The sequence below is a fragment of the Nocardia sp. NPDC056064 genome, assembly GCF_042266925.1.
Taxonomy (GTDB): domain Bacteria; phylum Actinomycetota; class Actinomycetes; order Mycobacteriales; family Mycobacteriaceae; genus Nocardia.
The window spans coordinates 42,823-57,611 of record NZ_JBHJWO010000003.1 but is presented as its reverse complement, the minus strand read 5'-3'; the positions used below and the strand labels follow the sequence as shown (position 1 = coordinate 57,611).

Here is a 14,789-nt window from a genome sequence, read left to right as displayed (position 1 = left end):
GTCGATGTCAGGACAACGCGTCGACCGCCTCGGCGAGCGAGCCGATCCGTGTCACCTCCGCGGGCAACGTGACCCAGTCCCAGCCGGGTCCCCCGACGAACACCTGGGCGCCCGCGTCCACGCCGGCCAGCACGGCCGAGGTCAACGCGCTCGATTCCCGCTGCGACCACAGCAGCAGCGAGACCGGCCCCGCCGCGCGCGCCATGGCGCCGGCCAGGGCCACGGTCGGCACATCGGCGCCGAGCATCCGGGCCCCCGTGCCCTGTTCGGCGAGCGCCGCGCGCAGCACTTCCAAAGGGAGCGCGTGGGTTTCGCCGCCGGTGCAGGCCAGCACGATGGTGTGGCCCGCGACCACGGGCGCGGTCCGCACCCGCTGCATCACCGCGGCGATCGACCACGACAGCAGGTGCTCGATATCGATGCAGTTCTCGCCCACGCCCTGGCGCGCCACGATGTCGGCGAACGCGGGCCTGCACAGTTCCTCCCAGGTACGGACCACACCGTAGGCGCGCACGTGCGCCTCGATCCGCTCGACCGTGCCCGAGGAGTCGAGGGCGAAAGCGGCCTCCAGCAGGGCCGCGCGGTCACCGGCGGGCACGGCCGAGCCGCGCACCGCCGCCGCGGCCCCCGCCGGGCTGGCACCGTCGCGGATCAAAGTGAGCATGCGTTCGAGCAGGGCGATATCGGCCTCGGTGTAGAGACGGTGCTTGCCGGGGCGCGCCTGCGTGGGACCGACGGCGTAGCGGCGATTCCAGCTACGCAGGGTGGCGGTCGGGATTCCGAGACGATCCGCCACCGCGCGCACCGTGTATCCGGCCGTATCGGAGGCAGGGGCGGGACCGGCGAGCATCGTTCCATTCTGACCGATCGCGCCGCGCCCGCGTGTCATAGCCATGCCCTCACGGAACTCCTCTCGCCGACTGCATCAATTATGCATCGTTCACTGCTAGCATGTCAGTATCACCGACCGAGGAGGACCAGTGCGTTTCCCCTGTTCCGCTGCTTCGTTCCGCGTGGCGCTGGCCGTCTGCGCCACCGTCGGTGCCGCCGCGGTGGGCTCCGCGACCGCCTCCGCCGCACCCCCGGCCCCTGTGCCGTCCCTCGACCTCGCGAGCTATCTGGGTGTATGGCACCAGCTCGCCGCCGTCCCGGCCCCGTTCAGCCTGAACTGCGCCGGTGACACCACCGCCACCTACACCCTCGAGGAATCCGGTGACGTCGGCGTCTACAACCGCTGCCGCACCTGGTCCGGCGGTGTCGACGAGATCCGCGGCAGCGCGACGGTCACCGATCCGGCCACCAATGCCCAGCTGCACGTGTCGTTCCCGGGCGTCCCCGGCCAGGACCAGCGCACCGGCGCGCCCAACTACATCGTCACCGCGCTGGGCCCGGACTATTCCTGGGCCGTCGTCACCGATCCGAGCCGCCTGTCCGGCTTCGTCCTGTCCCGCACCCCGTCCGTCGACGCCGCCACCTGGAACGACATCGACGCCGCCATCACCGCCGCGGGCCAGAACACCTGCGTCTACCTGACCACCCCCACCACCGGCGGCCGCACCGACATCACCCCGCTCTGCGCCCGATGAGCACCGCGATCGCCCTGTTCACCCGCGATCTGCGCCTCTCCGACAACCCGGTCCTCACCGCCGCGCATCGCGACAGCGACAGCGTCGTCCCGCTGTTCGTCATCGACGACCACATCGTCCCCGACCGCTGCCCACCCAACCGCGCCGTCTTCCTGGCCGCCGCCCTGGCGGAACTGGACGAGCGCCTGCGCGGCATCGGCGGCCGACTCGTCGTGCGCCGCGGCGACCCTGCCGCCGAGGTGGCCCGGGTGGTCACCGAAACCGGCGCCGACGCAGTGCATCTCGCCGAGGACGTGAGCGCCTACGCCACCCGCCGCACCGATTCCCTGCGCGAGCGCCTGGCCGACACCGGCTGCGCGGTGCACACCCACAGCGCGGTCGTCACCGCCGCCGACCCCGCCGTCCTCACGCCCGCGACCGGCCGTGATCACTACGCGGTGTTCACCCCCTACTTCCGCCGCTGGCTCGACGCCCACCAGCGCACGCCCTTCCGCGCGCCGCGCGCCCTGCACGTCCCCGACATCGGCAGCGACCCCCTACCTATACCGGCCGACCTGTCCTCCGGTGACCCGTCCCCGAACTGCCCGACCGGCGGCGAGATCAGCGCCCGTGCCCTGCTGCGGAAGTGGCTCGCGGGCCCGATCGAGGACTACGCCGAGCGCAACGACGACCTCACCGCCGACGCCACCTCACACCTGTCCCCGCACCTGCACTTCGGCTGCCTGTCCCCGGTCGAGATCGTCCACCGCACCGATCTGTCCACCGACGGCGGTCATGCCTTCGCCCGCCAGCTCGCCTGGCGCGACTTCCACCACCAGCTGCTCTCGGCCCGCCCCGACACCGCCTGGACCAGCTACCGTCCCGGCCCGTTCGCCGTCCGCGACGACCCCGACGCGGTGACCGCCTGGAAGCAGGGCCGCACCGGCTACCCGATCATCGACGCCGCCCAGCGCCAGCTCGTCACCGACGGCTGGCTCCCCGGCCGCGCCCGCCTGATCACCGCCTCCTTCTTCGCCAAATCCCTACGGCTGGACTGGCGCATCGGCGCCGCCCACTTCCTGCACTGGCTCGTCGACGCCGACCTGGCCAACAACCAGCTCAACTGGCAGTGGGCCGCGGGCACCGGCACCGACACCCGCCCCAACCGCACCCTCAACCCCCTCCGCCAAGCCGACCGCTACGACCCCGACGGCTCCTACACCCGCCACTGGCTCCCCGAACTCGCCCACCTCCAAGGCCCCACCATCCACCGCCCCTGGCGCGCCGAGATCCCCCACTCCACCTATCCCCCACCACTTCTCGACGTCCCGGGGATGTGAGCGGGCCCCCATTTGTCGGTGGGCCTTGCTAGTTTTCGCTCGTTCGAAAGACGCACGAGCTCAGCGAGGATCCATGACGACCGCCGAAACCACCTACCTGGAACTGTCCGACGACACCGGTTCCTCGCACAAGTTCTACGAGGTGATCGTCACCGGCACCCAGGTGAACATCCGTTACGGCCGGATCGGTGAGCAGGGCCAGGCCAAGGCCAGCTCGTTCGCCACCGAAGACAAGGCGAAGGCGGCCGCGCGGAAGAAGATCGGCGAGAAGGTCCGCAAGGGCTACGCGCCCGCGGTGATGGGGGCGCGGCAGCGTCGGTCGGTGACCCGCCGCGTCATCACCAGCCAGCGTTCCACCGCCAAGAGCGCCCCGGTGCTGTGGCGTTTCGATTCCGGCGCCGCCGCGTTCGGCATCTTCGTCGACGATCAGCGCTGCTGGGTCGGCAACGAGTACGGCGAGGTCTTCACCCTCACCCCCGGCGGCGAGGTGACCAACCGCTACCAGCTGCCCGACGGCGTGAAATGCCTGGTGGCCGACGACTTCTGGATCTACGCGGGCTGCGACGACGGCCGCGTCTACGACCTGTCCGGCAAGGTCCCGCGCGCCGCCTACGACGTCTCGGCCACCGATGTCTACTGGCTCGACATCCACGACGGCATCCTCGCCGCCTCCGACGCCGCGGGCGGGCTGACCGTCATCGACCACGAGGAGGAATCCCTGTGGTCGGCGCGCAGCACCGGCAACGCCGGCTGGATGGTCCGCCTCGACCCCACCGGCGTCTACCACGGCCACAGCGGCGGCGTCACCAAGTACACCCTGGAAACCGGTGTCACCCAGTGGCATTCACCGACGCGCGGCTCGGTCCTGTTCGGCTGGCAGGAAACCTCCGACGTCTACGCGGGCACCGCGGCCAACCGCGTCGAGGAGATCACCAAGCAGGGCAGCACCACCCGCGCCTACCAGTGCGACGCCGCCGTCTTCTCCTGCGCCGCCTCCCCCGACGGCCGCTACGTCTTCGCCGGTGACTCGCACTCCTCGGTCTACTGCTTCGACGCCACCGGCGCCCGCCTGTGGAAACTGGCCACCGGCTGCGGCTCGGCCTACTCCATGCAGTACCACGACGAAAAGCTCTACCTCGTCACCACCTCCGGCGCCCTGGCCTGCCTCGACGTGAGCGAATCCGCCATCCGCGACGCCGACCAGGGCGTGCTCCCCAGCACCGTCTCGGTCAAGGCACCCGAGATCTCCGCCGTCGCGGTCTCCAGCACCGTCGAGGTCACCACCGACGCGGGCGACGGCATCGTCGTCGAATGCGTCGAACACGGCGGCTCGCTGCGCGTGCACGTCGTCTCGCCCGGCTACGAACGCGGCTGGAACGTCCAGTTCCCCCGCGACATCCGCACGCCCGGCACCCGCTACGTCGTCGACGCCGTCACCGAATCCGCCCGCGGCGGCTTCTACCGGGTCCGCGGCGACATCCGCCGCCTCGACTGAGGCGGCACCACTCAGAAACTCTTGTGCGGCACCCCGACCGTGAGCCCACCGTCGATCACGAACTCCGCACCGGTCGAATACGACGACTCGTCCGAGGCGAGGTAGGCCACCAGCGCCGAGACCTCGTCCGGATCGGCCGCGCGCTGCAGCGGGATCTGCAGGAAGTCGGCGGGAATCCCCTCGGTCATGGGCGTGCTGATCAGCCCGGGATGCACCGAGTTCACCCGGATACCCTGCGCGGCGAGTTCGAGCGCCGCCGACTTCGTGAGCCCGCGCACCGCGAATTTCGTGGCGGTGTAGCCGTGCAGCCCGGGGCTGCCACGCATCCCCTCCACCGAGGAGATGTTGACGATCGACCCGCCGCCGGTCATGGCGGGCACCGCGGCCCGCATGCCGAGAAAGGTGCCGGTCAGGTTGATGTCGATGATCCGCTGCCATTCGTCGAGCGCGAAGTCCACCAGCCGGTTCCCGTTGACGATCCCCGCGTTGTTCACCAGTACGTGCAGCCCGCCGAAGGTCTCGACCGCCGCCGCCACGGTCGCGGCCCACTGCTCGGGCTCGCGCACATCCAGCCTGCGGTAGATCGCGGACTCGCCCAGTTCCTTCGCGACCAGCGCGCCCTCGTCGTCGAGGATATCGCCGAGCACCACCGAGGCGCCCTCGGCGACGAACCGGCGCGCGTGCGCGGCCCCCATTCCGCGCGCACCACCACTGATCACCGCGACCTTGCCGGTCAACCGTCCCATGCCACATACCTCCTCGCGAGACTGCCGATCACCTCACAGTAGGAGGGCGTCCGGTTTCCCGAGGCGATATGCCTGAACGGAATATGTCAGCAGAGCAGGTCGGTGGCGGCGGAGGCCGCGAACGAGACGTGCACGTGGTCGTAGTGGTTGGCGGTCGTGCTGCCGCGATCCTCCATGTAGGACCAGCCGTTGCCGTCGTTGTAGCGCTGCTGCCAGATCACATAGGTCACGCCGAAGCGCGCCTTGTTGGCCAGCACGAACGCGGCGATCGCGTCGCCCTGACCCTGGTTGGAGGTCATGATGTCGAGGGCGAGACCGGCACCGTGGTCACCGTCGTAGCGGCCGTGCGCGCCGCCGATGTCGGAGAGCCCGAACATCTTCTGCACCATGTGCGAGACCTGCGCGACGTGCGGACGGGTGCCCTTCCACTCCGTCGAGCACGACAGCTTCAGCTTCTGTGCCGAGAGCATCGCCGTCTCGTCGTCGGCGGAGACCGGCGCGAGGGTCGGTTCGGCGGGCGCGTCGTGGGTGAGCGCGGGCAGCGGGTCCAGCTCGATCGCCGACGGCGTCTGCGGTGTCACCGCGCTGACCTGCTGCACCTGGGACTCGGCAGGCCGCAATGCCATCCAGATCATGGCGGGCACCGTGGCCGCCAGGCTGCAGACGGCCAGGGACGTGCGCCCGGTAGGCGGCGCCGGGGTGCGATGTTGACCAGGCACGTTATCTATCACCAGCTACTGTCGAGAACAAGTCTCTGACACATTACGAAATGGTCGCGAAAATGTCACGCTCGTGCGGCGGGTCGCGCACGATGTCTCAGTATCCCGCACCGGCCGCGATCATGTGTGCCTTCTCGCCGCGTCGCCGCGACCCGGCACTGTCGCGCACCCGCCGCTATCGTGTAATCGTCACTGCCGCAACATCATCGAAGGAGCACGTCGGTGCCGGATCGACTAGCCCAGCTCACCGCGACCCTCGGCGCGCCGCCGCCTGCGGAGTTCGCGACGCTCGACAGCGCCGACCTGGCCCGCCTCGACGCCTTCGCCGCTGCGGCCCTGGCCGCCCGCAAGGCCGCGATGGACGACGCGCTCGGCGCCGGAATGCACCTGATCCCGCGCGTGGCCCGCCCCGCCGTGCGAAAGGTGCTCGGACTGTGAGCAGCATCCGCCACACCGTGGCCGAGATCGCCAAGCTGGCCCGTGTCCTCGGCGTCGACCCCGCTGAGCTGGACTTTCTCTCCGCGCAACCGCCTTCGGCGATCAAGGCCTTCCGCGATCAGGTCAGCGACGAGATGTCGGGCCGCGACGTGCTGCGCATGCAACGCGTGGCCGCCGCGGTGAAACTGGTGCCGAAGCCGGTCGCCGCGCTGGTCGCGGAGAAGGCGCTGGGCCCGGCCCTGGCCGCGGCCGTCGCCGGTGCCGTCGAACCCGCCCGCGCGGTCGCCATCGCCGAGAACCTGTCCCCCAAGTTCCTCGCCGACGCCACCGTCCTGCTCGACCCCAAACGCGCCGCCGAGGTCATCGCCCGCGTCCCCGACACGATGGCCGCCGAGGTCGCCAAGGAACTGATCGACCGCGGCGACTACCTCACCATGGGCCGCCTCGCTGGCGCCATGCCCGACTCCATCCTTTTCGCCGCGCTCCCCCAGGCCGCCGACCGCGACATCCTCCAGGTCGGCCTGCACCTCGAGGACAGCTCCCAGGCCGAACGCCTGCTCAACATGGTCACCGACCGCGTCCCCGGCATGGTCGCCGCCATGTACGCCGAGGAGAAGTGGGCCGACGCGATCTCGCTGCTCGACATCATCGGCCCCGAGGAACGCGCCCGCATGGCCGACATCGTCGCCGAGCAGGACGACGAGGTCCTCGACGGACTGCTCACCGCCGTCACCGAACTCGACGCCTGGGACGCCCTGCTCCCCGTCGCCGCGGGCATGGCCATCACCGGCCTGCAACGCCTGGCCCAGCGACCCGTCATGCACGACCCCGCCACCCTCGCCCGCGTCTCCGACATCTCCCTCGCCGAGGGCCTGTGGCTCGACCTGCTGCCCCTGGTCCGCCACCTCGACACCGCCCAGCAGCGCCGCATCGCCGAACGCGTCCTCGCCGAGGACGACGACTTCCTGCGCGACCTGATCGTGCTGGCCAGCCCCGAGGCCCCCACCATGCTCCCGCTGGCCCTGTCCGTCGACGGCGAACCCCGCGCCCGCGTCCTGGCCCTGCTCGAGGGCATGCCCGAACTCGACACCCTCGTCGACCTGCTCGGCAGCACCGACCACCCCGCCTGGGAAACCCTCGTCGCCCTGCGCGCCGAACTCCCCGACCGCGTCCGCAAACTCCTGGTCGTCCGGGCAGGCGCCTGCGGTCTCGACGAGGTGGCGGCGGCCCTGTCCGGCGCGGACACCCCGGCGTAGCGCCTGCCCGCTGCCGCGGTGCCGTCCGGACCGCGGCAGCGTCACCGGCGCAGCCGCTCCCGAACAGACCGCCGCCACCGCCCCTCCCGCATCGGCGAATACCGCTCCCGCAGCAGCGGGTCCGCCTCGATCCGGGCGACGATGTCCGCCTCCGGCGGATACGGCCGCGCCCCCACCACCCACTCCCGCCGCAACTCCGGCACACACACCTGGATCTCGTCGAACTCCCAGGTCTTGCGCCCCGACCAGTCCATCCGCTCGGGCTGGTCCTGAAACCCCGTCGCGTACCCCAGATACTCGTTCCACACCGCGTACGAGGTCGCCAGCGTCATCTCGTCGGGCACATCCAGCCGCAGCAACCACCGCCCGTGCGCCCACTCGTGATCACCGAGCAGCATCCGTGCCGAGGTCCGCACCGCCCCCCGCCGCCACGCCCGCCCCGGCCAGCACCACACCGGCGCCGCCCCACCACAGTCGATCCCCCGCCGCCCCATCTCCGCCACCATCTCCCCATAGGCCCCCCGCCAATTCCCCACCACCAACTCCCACCCGGCCCGATAACACCCGTCCCCCCGCACCGCCGCCACCACCTCCGGCGCCTGCAACGTCCAAAGCCTCACCCACCCAACGATATCGGCGCGGCGCGGGTCCGCCGGCGGCCGATGCCGTGTGACTACGCTCGCCCTGTGCACATCATCGGCAGCAGAAGGCGGAACCAACCGGCCCCACCCCACGCCGTCTTCGCCGCGCTCACCGACCCGGATCGCGACCCGACCCGGCCCTGGCTGATCCTGCTGTCCGACGAGCAACGCCCGGCCGTCCTGGAACGATCGCATCCCGACCTGGTCGTCTGGAGTTCGCTGTGGCCGAAACATCCCACCGCCCGGATACGCTTCGACCTGCCCTCCGACGGCGGCTGCGGCACCGATCTGCGCTGGACCCTGTCGGTCGACACGCCGGAGCTGGACGACTCGACGGTCGGCCACCTCCGCTTCCGCATGAACACACTGATCAACGCGAAACTCAGGCGCTCGTTCGGACAATGACCGGAATGTCCTGTGCCGGAGGTTAATCTGGCCCGGGCGGACGAACAGTCGGGGGCGAGGAATGACGCAGCTGGACCGCAGACAGACCTCGGTCATGACACTGATCGCCGCGACGACCCTGTGGGGGTTCTTCTCAGCGGGACTGGCGCTGTTCGGATCGGGCACTGTCGGCCCGGCGGTGGCCCTGGGCGCTGCCGTGCCCTTGCTCGTCCTGGCTGTCGCCGCAGGCCGCGGACCACTGCGAGATCTCCGGGCGCATCCGAAAACCTTTCTCGTACTGGGTTTTCTGGAGGCCGTCAACATCACGCTCTATGCCGCGGCACTGGCGATCGGACCGACCCCGGTCGTCGTGGCCCTGCACCTGACCTCACCGATCATCCTGCTGCTGGGCGCTCTGCTCGGACGTCGCCGACCGCTCGATGCCAGGGCGATCACCGAGATCGCGCTCGTTCTCGCGGCGATCGTCCTGGTGTCCATGCGCCCTGGCACCACTGTGTCGACCGCGCAGGCGATCGCCGGGTGCGCGCTCGCGTTCGGCAGCGCGGTCTCGGTCGCGGCGCTGATCACACTCGTCGCGCGTGCATCCGCGCGGCGCGGAGACCCGACCGTGGCGGCCAGTCTCCAGCTGGGTGTCGCGGGTGTCCTGACACTGCCCTACCTGCTCGTCGGCACCGCGAACCCCGGTCAGCTCCTGATCGAGTTCGGGCTCGGCGCCCTTCTGCTCGGACCGGGATTCGCGCTCTACTGGCGCGCGATGCGTACCACGGACGCCGCCACCGCGGGCGTCATCGGATTGAACGAAGCCATCGTCGCCTGGACCCTGATCGCGGCGCTGGACCACGCGAGCATGTCGATCTGGCTGCTGGCGGCGGGCGGTCTGATCGTCATTGCCATCGTCCTCGAGCAGGATGCGCGGCTATAGTTGCGGCACAGAGTTTTTGGCCCTGGGGGCATCGTGTCGGATTTCGAGCACCGCATCATCCGGGCCTGCGACTGGCTCCGCCGAACCATCGTGCGCCCCGGAGACGGCTATGCCGGCTGGGGTTGGTCGGCCGACGTCGCCCCCAACCCGCAGGACACGGCGGAGGTGGTCTGCGCGCTCGCCGCGGCCCGGCGTCCGGTCCCGGATGCCCCCGCCGTACTGGCCATGATGCGACGCACTTCGGTGGCCCACCACACCCAGGGCGAATGGGTGTTCCAGGCCCCGGTCGACGCCGCCTGGCGCCTGCGGGCGCTGCGCCGCCTCGGCGAACCGTTGACCGCCGAAGAGATCGTCGCGTCCCGGCACACGCTGCTCACGACCCAGGATCTCGAGACCGGCGGTTGGGCGCTGTCGGACGGCATCGCCCCGATCTCGGTGACGGCGACCACCGCCGCGGTCCGCTCGCTGCTCGAGTTCCCCGATTCCGACGACGCGACCACCCAGGCGACCGCCCGCGGTGTCTCGTTCCTGGTCACCGCCGTGCTCGACGACGACTCCCGCGCGGCCTCGAACCACGCGGCCGCCCAGATCGCGCACCTGCTGGGCGATCCCGCGATCGCCGCGCTCGGCGGTGCCCGGCTCGCTCGCGCCCACACGCTCACCGTCGACCGGATTCTCGCCCACCTGGAATCCTCCCCGGGCACCCTCGAAGAGGAACAGATCCATCGCGGCGCGGTGGCCCAGACCTGGTATCACTCCACGCTGCAGCAATCCGTCGCCGCCCTGGCGACCGCAGGCGATCGGCTGATCTTCCATCCGACCTTCCGCACCGCGCTCGTGCAGCTGCTCGACTTCCAGCAGTCCGTGCGAACCCATCGTGATCACGGCGGTTTCCGGACATCCCGCGAGGGCATCATCACCTCCTATTCGACCGCGCAGGCCGTGCAGGCACTGACCGAGGTCCATTCCGGCGTCCGCCAATGGGTCAACCCCGCCACCGTCTTCGACATGCTCTGCCGCGAATCCGGCGCGCACCACACCGACCCGCAGGACATCGCGCAAACGCCGCGGGCGCCGGTCACCATGAACAGTTCCGCGGGCGCCGCGGTGTTCGCCGCGGCCGCCGCGGCAGGCGTCACCATCATCACGCTCGCCCTCGCGTTCGACAAAGGCACCGTCCAACCGCTCGGTGAAGAATCCAGCCGGGCCCTCGTCGTCTGGGGTTCGCTGCTCATCTCGTTCGGTATCTACTGCTGGGCGGCAACGGTGTTCAACAAACATCGGTCGGGCCGCGTCGGGACCATCGTCTTCGCCGCCGCCACGACCATCGTCTTTCCCACCGTCGCGTTCTTGCTCGGCTGATCCGCGGGAGTACGCTCGATGCCATCCGCGTCGTCGTAACGACCTGGAGGTCGGCAATGGACGTACTTCTCGGCATCGGAACCCGCAAGGGCCTGTTCCTGGCCCGCAGCACGGACGGCCGCGCGAGCTGGACCGTCAGCCCGCCCCAATTCCCCGTGGCCGATGTCAAAGCCCTCGCCATCGACACCCGCCGCCCCACCCCACGTCTGCTCGCCGGTGTCCTCAACAGCCACTTCGGCCCCACCCTCGTCTCGAGCGACGACCTCGGCGCCACCTGGACCGAACCCGACGACGCGCCCCTGGCCTTCCCCGACGACACCGAGTCCGCCCTGCAGGGCGTCTGGCAGATCACCCCCGCCACCGACGCCGAACCCGACGTCGTCTACGCGGGTGTCGAACCGTCGGCCCTGTTCCGCTCCACCGACGGAGGCCGCAACTTCACCCTGGTCAGAGGCCTGTGGGACCACCCGCACCGCCCGCAATGGGAACCCGGCGGCGGAGGTCTGGCCCTGCACACCGTCCTGCCCCACCCCACCGACACCCGCCGCCTCGCCGTGGCCATGTCGACCGGCGGCGTCTACCAGACCGCCGACGCAGGCGCCTCCTGGCAGCCCACCAACCACGGCGTCACCGCCGACTTCCTCCCCGGCGAACTCCCCGACTGGGGCCAGTGCGTGCACAAGGTCGCCCGCGACGCCGAAACCCCCAGCACCCTCTACCTGCAGAACCACGGCGGCGTCTTCCGCAGCACCGACGACGGCACCACCTGGCAGTCGATCGACGCCGACCTCCCACCCGACAACTTCGGCTTCCCCATCCTGGCCCACCCCCGCCGCCCCGGCGTCGTCTACACCTTCCCCCTCGACGCCGACATGGACCGCTTCCGCTTCCCTCCGAACGCCACCTGCGCCGTCTACCGCAGCGAAGACGCCGGGAGCACCTGGTCGGCCAGCACCGACGGCCTCCCCGAAGTCCCCTTCTGGGCCTCGGTCCTGCGCGACGCCATGACCGCCGACAACGCCGACCCCACCGGCATCTACTTCGGTACCCGCAACGGCGAGGTCTACTGCAGCCCCGACGAAGGCACCCACTGGCACCTGGTCGCCGACAAACTCCCCGACGTCCTGTGCGTCCGCGCCGCCGTCATCGCCTGACCATGGCCCGCGTCATCCTCCCCTCCCCCCTGCGCCCCTACGCCGACGGCGCCCACGAACTCACTGTCGACGCCCCCACCCTCGGCCAGGCTCTCGACGCCCTGCGCACCGCCTCCCCCGCCCTCGAACGCCGCCTCCGCGACGAACGCGGCACCCTCCGCCGCTACGTCAACTTCTACATCGACGGCGACGAATGCCGCACCCTCGCCGGCCTCGACACACCCCTGACCTCGAACTCCGAACTGATGATCATCCCCGCCGTAGCGGGCGGATAACCTCCTCGAACCGGCCGCGTCATCACCTCGCGATCAACGGCGCGATCAGACCCATCACGTCGACCGTCGACGGCAGGTCACTGACCTGCCCGTCCCCGACTTCGATCACCCGCCACTCGCCGTCCGCCCGACGGGCGAGGTCGGTCGTCACGAAGCGGCACCCCAGAGCCGACACCGCCCGCGCCACCGCGGACAACTCGGGCTCCGGAAACACCGTCGGATCATCGGGATGCGGCCCGATCAGCACAGGTTCACCATCGAGCCACCAGACCCTGGCCTCCTCGGCACGAGTACCCGTCACGCCGGTGAAGTCCTCGAACTCGCGAAGAACCACGCCACCGGCCAAGGACTCGCCTTGTAGCTTGACGAACCGCTCGACGATGCGCCGTAGCGCGGAAGTATCGCGCAGATCGGGCACGTAACAAGCACTGTCCCATTCGTGCTTGCGCGACTTCACATAGTCCTTGACGATCCCCGCCCCCGCACCGAGCGACCCGGCCACCTCCGCCAGTGCCGACTCGCCCGGTACCTCTCCCGGTTCCCCCGGCATCCACCGCGACCGGGGCGTCACCTCGAGGAAGTCCTCGTACCACCCCGGTAGTTCATGTGCCTTCGCATAGCACTCGGGCGACACCACCAGCGCACAACCGCGCGCCGAAAGCGCCCGGGCCAGCTCGCGATAACGATCCACCGGAATCATCCACCCGCGGTACCACATCCGGCCACCGGACCTCGGCACCCGCCGGACCGCCGCGACCGGATCCCCGGCAACGAGCGCCTCGTGGTCCAGCAACGCGACCGTTCCGCCCGCCGTCGACACAGCCTCGGACTGGGTGGCGAAATGGTCGTCGACCTGCCGGGGATTCAAGGGATCGGAGCAGAACAACAATGGCGCGGGCACCGCCGAATTCTAGTGTCCCGGGCAGGGCCGAAGACCGTCAGCCACTCATCGCGGAGACGAACGTCGGAACCTTCGCCAGCTGTTGTCCAGGCGAGATGACCATCGACTCGCCCGTGCAGTCCGAGTTCTCCCAGAGCGTCTGCGACACCGTGGTCGCGTTCGAAATCGATGACGCGTTACGCGGCCCCAGCGTGGCGACGCCCAGTGCGAGACAGTTCCCCGACGCCACCGGTCCGACTTCGCCGTGCGGTATCGAATGCAGGATGCTCTTGAAATCAGGAGAATCCCACCAGCACACGATGCCAACCGAACAATACTGTGCGAGCGCGGAAGTCGGCACCAACGAGGATGCCGCCTGTGTGGTCGGGAGACTTCTCGCCGACGCCGACGCCGACGCCGACGCCGACGCCGACGCCGTCGTCGATGGAACCGTCGTGCTCGGCTCGGCGGACAGACCCGCAGCGGACGCCGGCACCGCGATGCCGGCATTGTCCCCACCCGCACCGTGATTCGAGACGATGTACACCCCCACCGCGCCGACCAATCCGGCGATCAGAAACCCACCGGCCACCACGAGTTTCACCGTGCGGTTACGGACACGTGTGCCCGCACGACTCAGCTCGGTCTCACGCCGCCAGACACCGAGATTGGTCGAAGACTGCACCCGACGTGAGTACGACTCGTCCTGACGACTCTGCTGTTCGGCGCCCAGAATGGCACGCCCCTCGAGGTGCGCCCGCGGCTCCCGATCCCCGAATGGGGCCTCTCCGTTTACGAGCACAGGCTATCGGCCGGACAACCGGTCCCGTGGCGCAACCGCGACACCGGTCACCGGAAAATCAGGGTCGCTGAACGCCCGCCATCTCCCGTTCCCCCGCGGCAGGACGCGCACTGAACGGGCACTGCCAATCAGCGGGCTTGGGCCGCCCCGAATACCGCCGAGCCTCCGACAACTGTTCGTACTCCATCAGATTCGGATTGATATCCCCCTGCAACCCGATGTCCTGCTTCCGGATCTTGTCCGCCAGCCGATCCCACATCCCCTCGGCCTTGATCCGCGCGAACTGCTCATGCGAATTGAACGCCAACATCGGAAACGGCGGCCGCCGCCCGAACCGCCGATGCGTCTCGTGCAACCCGATCACGAAGAACGGATGCCCCGCCACGCTGTACCGGAACTCCCCCGACTGCGGATCCGAAGAACACCCCGCCGCCCACCCATACCGCTCCGCGTCCACCTCGTGCAGCAGCTGCAAATGCTCCCACAACAACTCCTCGAACCGCAGCTCGTCGACCCCCCGGGGCTCCTCGAAGGTCGCCACGAAACTCGTGAACTTCCGAGCCCCCCAATCCGCCCCATCGACGAACTCCGCCAGATCCCCCGCCATCCGCCGAGCCGACTCCACCCCACCCATCACGTCGTAATGCCGATGCGCGATCCCACCCTGCCGCCACGCCGACCGCCCCGCCAGACAGGCGAACCGATCCCCGAGCAGGAACTTCTCCACCTCAGCCCGCGCGTCCGTCGTCAACCCCGGCGTTCCTTTCCAACCACATCCGAACTCGAGCG

At 69.9% G+C, this 14,789-nt stretch carries 17 protein-coding genes; 10 read left to right on the top strand and 7 right to left on the bottom strand.

The genetic code is table 11. The features are described from left to right. Positions 1-7 precede the first annotated feature (7 nt). Entirely contained in the window at positions 8-850 is an 843-nt protein-coding gene (locus ACFC06_RS26875) for a MerR family transcriptional regulator (protein ID WP_375937482.1), read from the bottom strand. Between the two features lie 130 nt (positions 851-980). On the opposite strand from ACFC06_RS26875, the gene ACFC06_RS26870 reads away from it, so the two are divergent. The 3 genes from ACFC06_RS26870 to ACFC06_RS26860 all read left to right on the top strand — a co-directional run bounded on the left by ACFC06_RS26870 (position 981) and on the right by ACFC06_RS26860 (position 4,400). Then, complete coding sequence (locus ACFC06_RS26870; protein WP_375937479.1) at positions 981-1,586, top strand: lipocalin family protein; 606 nt, start codon at positions 981-983, stop codon at positions 1,584-1,586. Further along, positions 1,583-2,905, top strand: a complete 1,323-nt coding sequence (locus tag ACFC06_RS26865; protein WP_375937476.1) for a cryptochrome/photolyase family protein — start codon at positions 1,583-1,585, stop codon at positions 2,903-2,905. The genes ACFC06_RS26870 and ACFC06_RS26865 overlap by 4 nt, the downstream gene beginning before the upstream one ends. Before the next feature lie 73 nt (positions 2,906-2,978). Next, positions 2,979-4,400 carry a WGR domain-containing protein gene (locus ACFC06_RS26860; protein WP_375937473.1) on the top strand — a complete coding sequence of 474 codons (1,422 nt, stop codon included), beginning with the start codon at positions 2,979-2,981 and terminating at the stop codon, positions 4,398-4,400. An 11-nt stretch (positions 4,401-4,411) separates the two neighbouring features. Here the strand turns inward: ACFC06_RS26860 and ACFC06_RS26855 are convergent, their stop codons facing one another. Together ACFC06_RS26855 and ACFC06_RS26850 are read right to left on the bottom strand one after the other, a co-directional pair. Continuing rightward, the gene (locus ACFC06_RS26855; RefSeq protein WP_375937470.1) at positions 4,412-5,146 is read right to left on the bottom strand and encodes a glucose 1-dehydrogenase; all 735 of its coding nucleotides are present in this window, start codon (positions 5,144-5,146) and stop codon (positions 4,412-4,414) included. 86 nt (positions 5,147-5,232) lie between these two features. After that, positions 5,233-5,781: a hypothetical protein gene (locus tag ACFC06_RS26850; protein WP_375937467.1), complete on the bottom strand. Its 549-nt coding sequence runs from the start codon at positions 5,779-5,781 to the stop codon at positions 5,233-5,235. Between the two features lie 306 nt (positions 5,782-6,087). Between ACFC06_RS26850 and ACFC06_RS26845 the strand changes: the two genes are divergently transcribed. Further along, on the top strand, positions 6,088-6,303 hold the full coding sequence (locus ACFC06_RS26845) for a hypothetical protein (RefSeq protein WP_375937464.1): 216 nt from the start codon (positions 6,088-6,090) through the stop codon (positions 6,301-6,303). Then, on the top strand, positions 6,300-7,559 hold the full coding sequence (locus tag ACFC06_RS26840; protein ID WP_375937461.1) for a hypothetical protein: 1,260 nt from the start codon (positions 6,300-6,302) through the stop codon (positions 7,557-7,559). Before ACFC06_RS26845 ends, ACFC06_RS26840 begins: the two co-directional genes overlap by 4 nt. A 41-nt stretch (positions 7,560-7,600) precedes the next feature. Here ACFC06_RS26840 and ACFC06_RS26835 read toward each other — a convergent pair whose 3' ends face one another. Beyond that, entirely contained in the window at positions 7,601-7,975 is a 375-nt protein-coding gene (locus tag ACFC06_RS26835) for a hypothetical protein (protein ID WP_375937458.1), read from the bottom strand. Between the two features lie 270 nt (positions 7,976-8,245). Between ACFC06_RS26835 and ACFC06_RS26830 the strand changes: the two genes are divergently transcribed. The 5 genes from ACFC06_RS26830 to ACFC06_RS26810 all read left to right on the top strand — a co-directional run bounded on the left by ACFC06_RS26830 (position 8,246) and on the right by ACFC06_RS26810 (position 12,318). Then, positions 8,246-8,605, top strand: coding sequence for a hypothetical protein (locus ACFC06_RS26830; protein ID WP_375937455.1), 360 nt, complete (start codon positions 8,246-8,248; stop codon positions 8,603-8,605). Positions 8,606-8,666: 61 nt separating this feature from the next. Continuing rightward, positions 8,667-9,527: an EamA family transporter gene (locus ACFC06_RS26825; RefSeq protein WP_375937452.1), complete on the top strand. Its 861-nt coding sequence runs from the start codon at positions 8,667-8,669 to the stop codon at positions 9,525-9,527. 33 nt (positions 9,528-9,560) lie between these two features. Further along, a complete protein-coding gene (locus ACFC06_RS26820; RefSeq protein ID WP_375937450.1) occupies positions 9,561-10,889 on the top strand; it encodes a hypothetical protein in 1,329 nt (442 codons plus the stop codon). Between the two features lie 56 nt (positions 10,890-10,945). After that, entirely contained in the window at positions 10,946-12,043 is a 1,098-nt protein-coding gene (locus ACFC06_RS26815) for a WD40/YVTN/BNR-like repeat-containing protein (protein ID WP_375937447.1), read from the top strand. A gap of 2 nt (positions 12,044-12,045) precedes the next feature. Next, a complete protein-coding gene (locus tag ACFC06_RS26810; protein WP_375937444.1) occupies positions 12,046-12,318 on the top strand; it encodes a MoaD/ThiS family protein in 273 nt (90 codons plus the stop codon). A gap of 22 nt (positions 12,319-12,340) precedes the next feature. On the opposite strand, the gene ACFC06_RS26805 is transcribed toward ACFC06_RS26810, so the two are convergent. From ACFC06_RS26805 to gntA, 3 genes are all read right to left on the bottom strand, one after another. Continuing rightward, positions 12,341-13,219 (bottom strand): ATP-grasp domain-containing protein, encoded by an 879-nt coding sequence (locus ACFC06_RS26805; protein ID WP_375937441.1) that lies wholly within the window; start codon positions 13,217-13,219, stop codon positions 12,341-12,343. Between the two features lie 37 nt (positions 13,220-13,256). Continuing rightward, positions 13,257-13,883: a hypothetical protein gene (locus tag ACFC06_RS26800; RefSeq protein WP_375937438.1), complete on the bottom strand. Its 627-nt coding sequence runs from the start codon at positions 13,881-13,883 to the stop codon at positions 13,257-13,259. A 175-nt stretch (positions 13,884-14,058) separates the two neighbouring features. Continuing rightward, the gene (gene gntA / locus ACFC06_RS26795) at positions 14,059-14,751 is read right to left on the bottom strand and encodes a guanitoxin biosynthesis heme-dependent pre-guanitoxin N-hydroxylase GntA (protein ID WP_375937435.1); all 693 of its coding nucleotides are present in this window, start codon (positions 14,749-14,751) and stop codon (positions 14,059-14,061) included. Positions 14,752-14,789: the final 38 nt, after the last annotated feature.

Excerpts from the sequence above, each read along its gene's own strand:
- ACFC06_RS26875 (WP_375937482.1), bottom strand. The coding sequence starts at position 850 with ATGCTCGCCGGTCCCGCCCCTGCCTCCGATACGGCCGGATACACGGTG.
- ACFC06_RS26865 (WP_375937476.1), top strand. The coding sequence starts at position 1,583 with ATGAGCACCGCGATCGCCCTGTTCACCCGCGATCTGCGCCTCTCCGAC.
- ACFC06_RS26860 (WP_375937473.1), top strand. The coding sequence starts at position 2,979 with ATGACGACCGCCGAAACCACCTACCTGGAACTGTCCGACGACACCGGT.
- ACFC06_RS26855 (WP_375937470.1), bottom strand. The coding sequence starts at position 5,146 with ATGGGACGGTTGACCGGCAAGGTCGCGGTGATCAGTGGTGGTGCGCGC.
- ACFC06_RS26850 (WP_375937467.1), bottom strand. The coding sequence starts at position 5,781 with ATGATCTGGATGGCATTGCGGCCTGCCGAGTCCCAGGTGCAGCAGGTC.
- ACFC06_RS26825 (WP_375937452.1), top strand. The coding sequence starts at position 8,667 with ATGACGCAGCTGGACCGCAGACAGACCTCGGTCATGACACTGATCGCC.
- ACFC06_RS26815 (WP_375937447.1), top strand. The coding sequence starts at position 10,946 with ATGGACGTACTTCTCGGCATCGGAACCCGCAAGGGCCTGTTCCTGGCC.
- ACFC06_RS26810 (WP_375937444.1), top strand. The coding sequence starts at position 12,046 with ATGGCCCGCGTCATCCTCCCCTCCCCCCTGCGCCCCTACGCCGACGGC.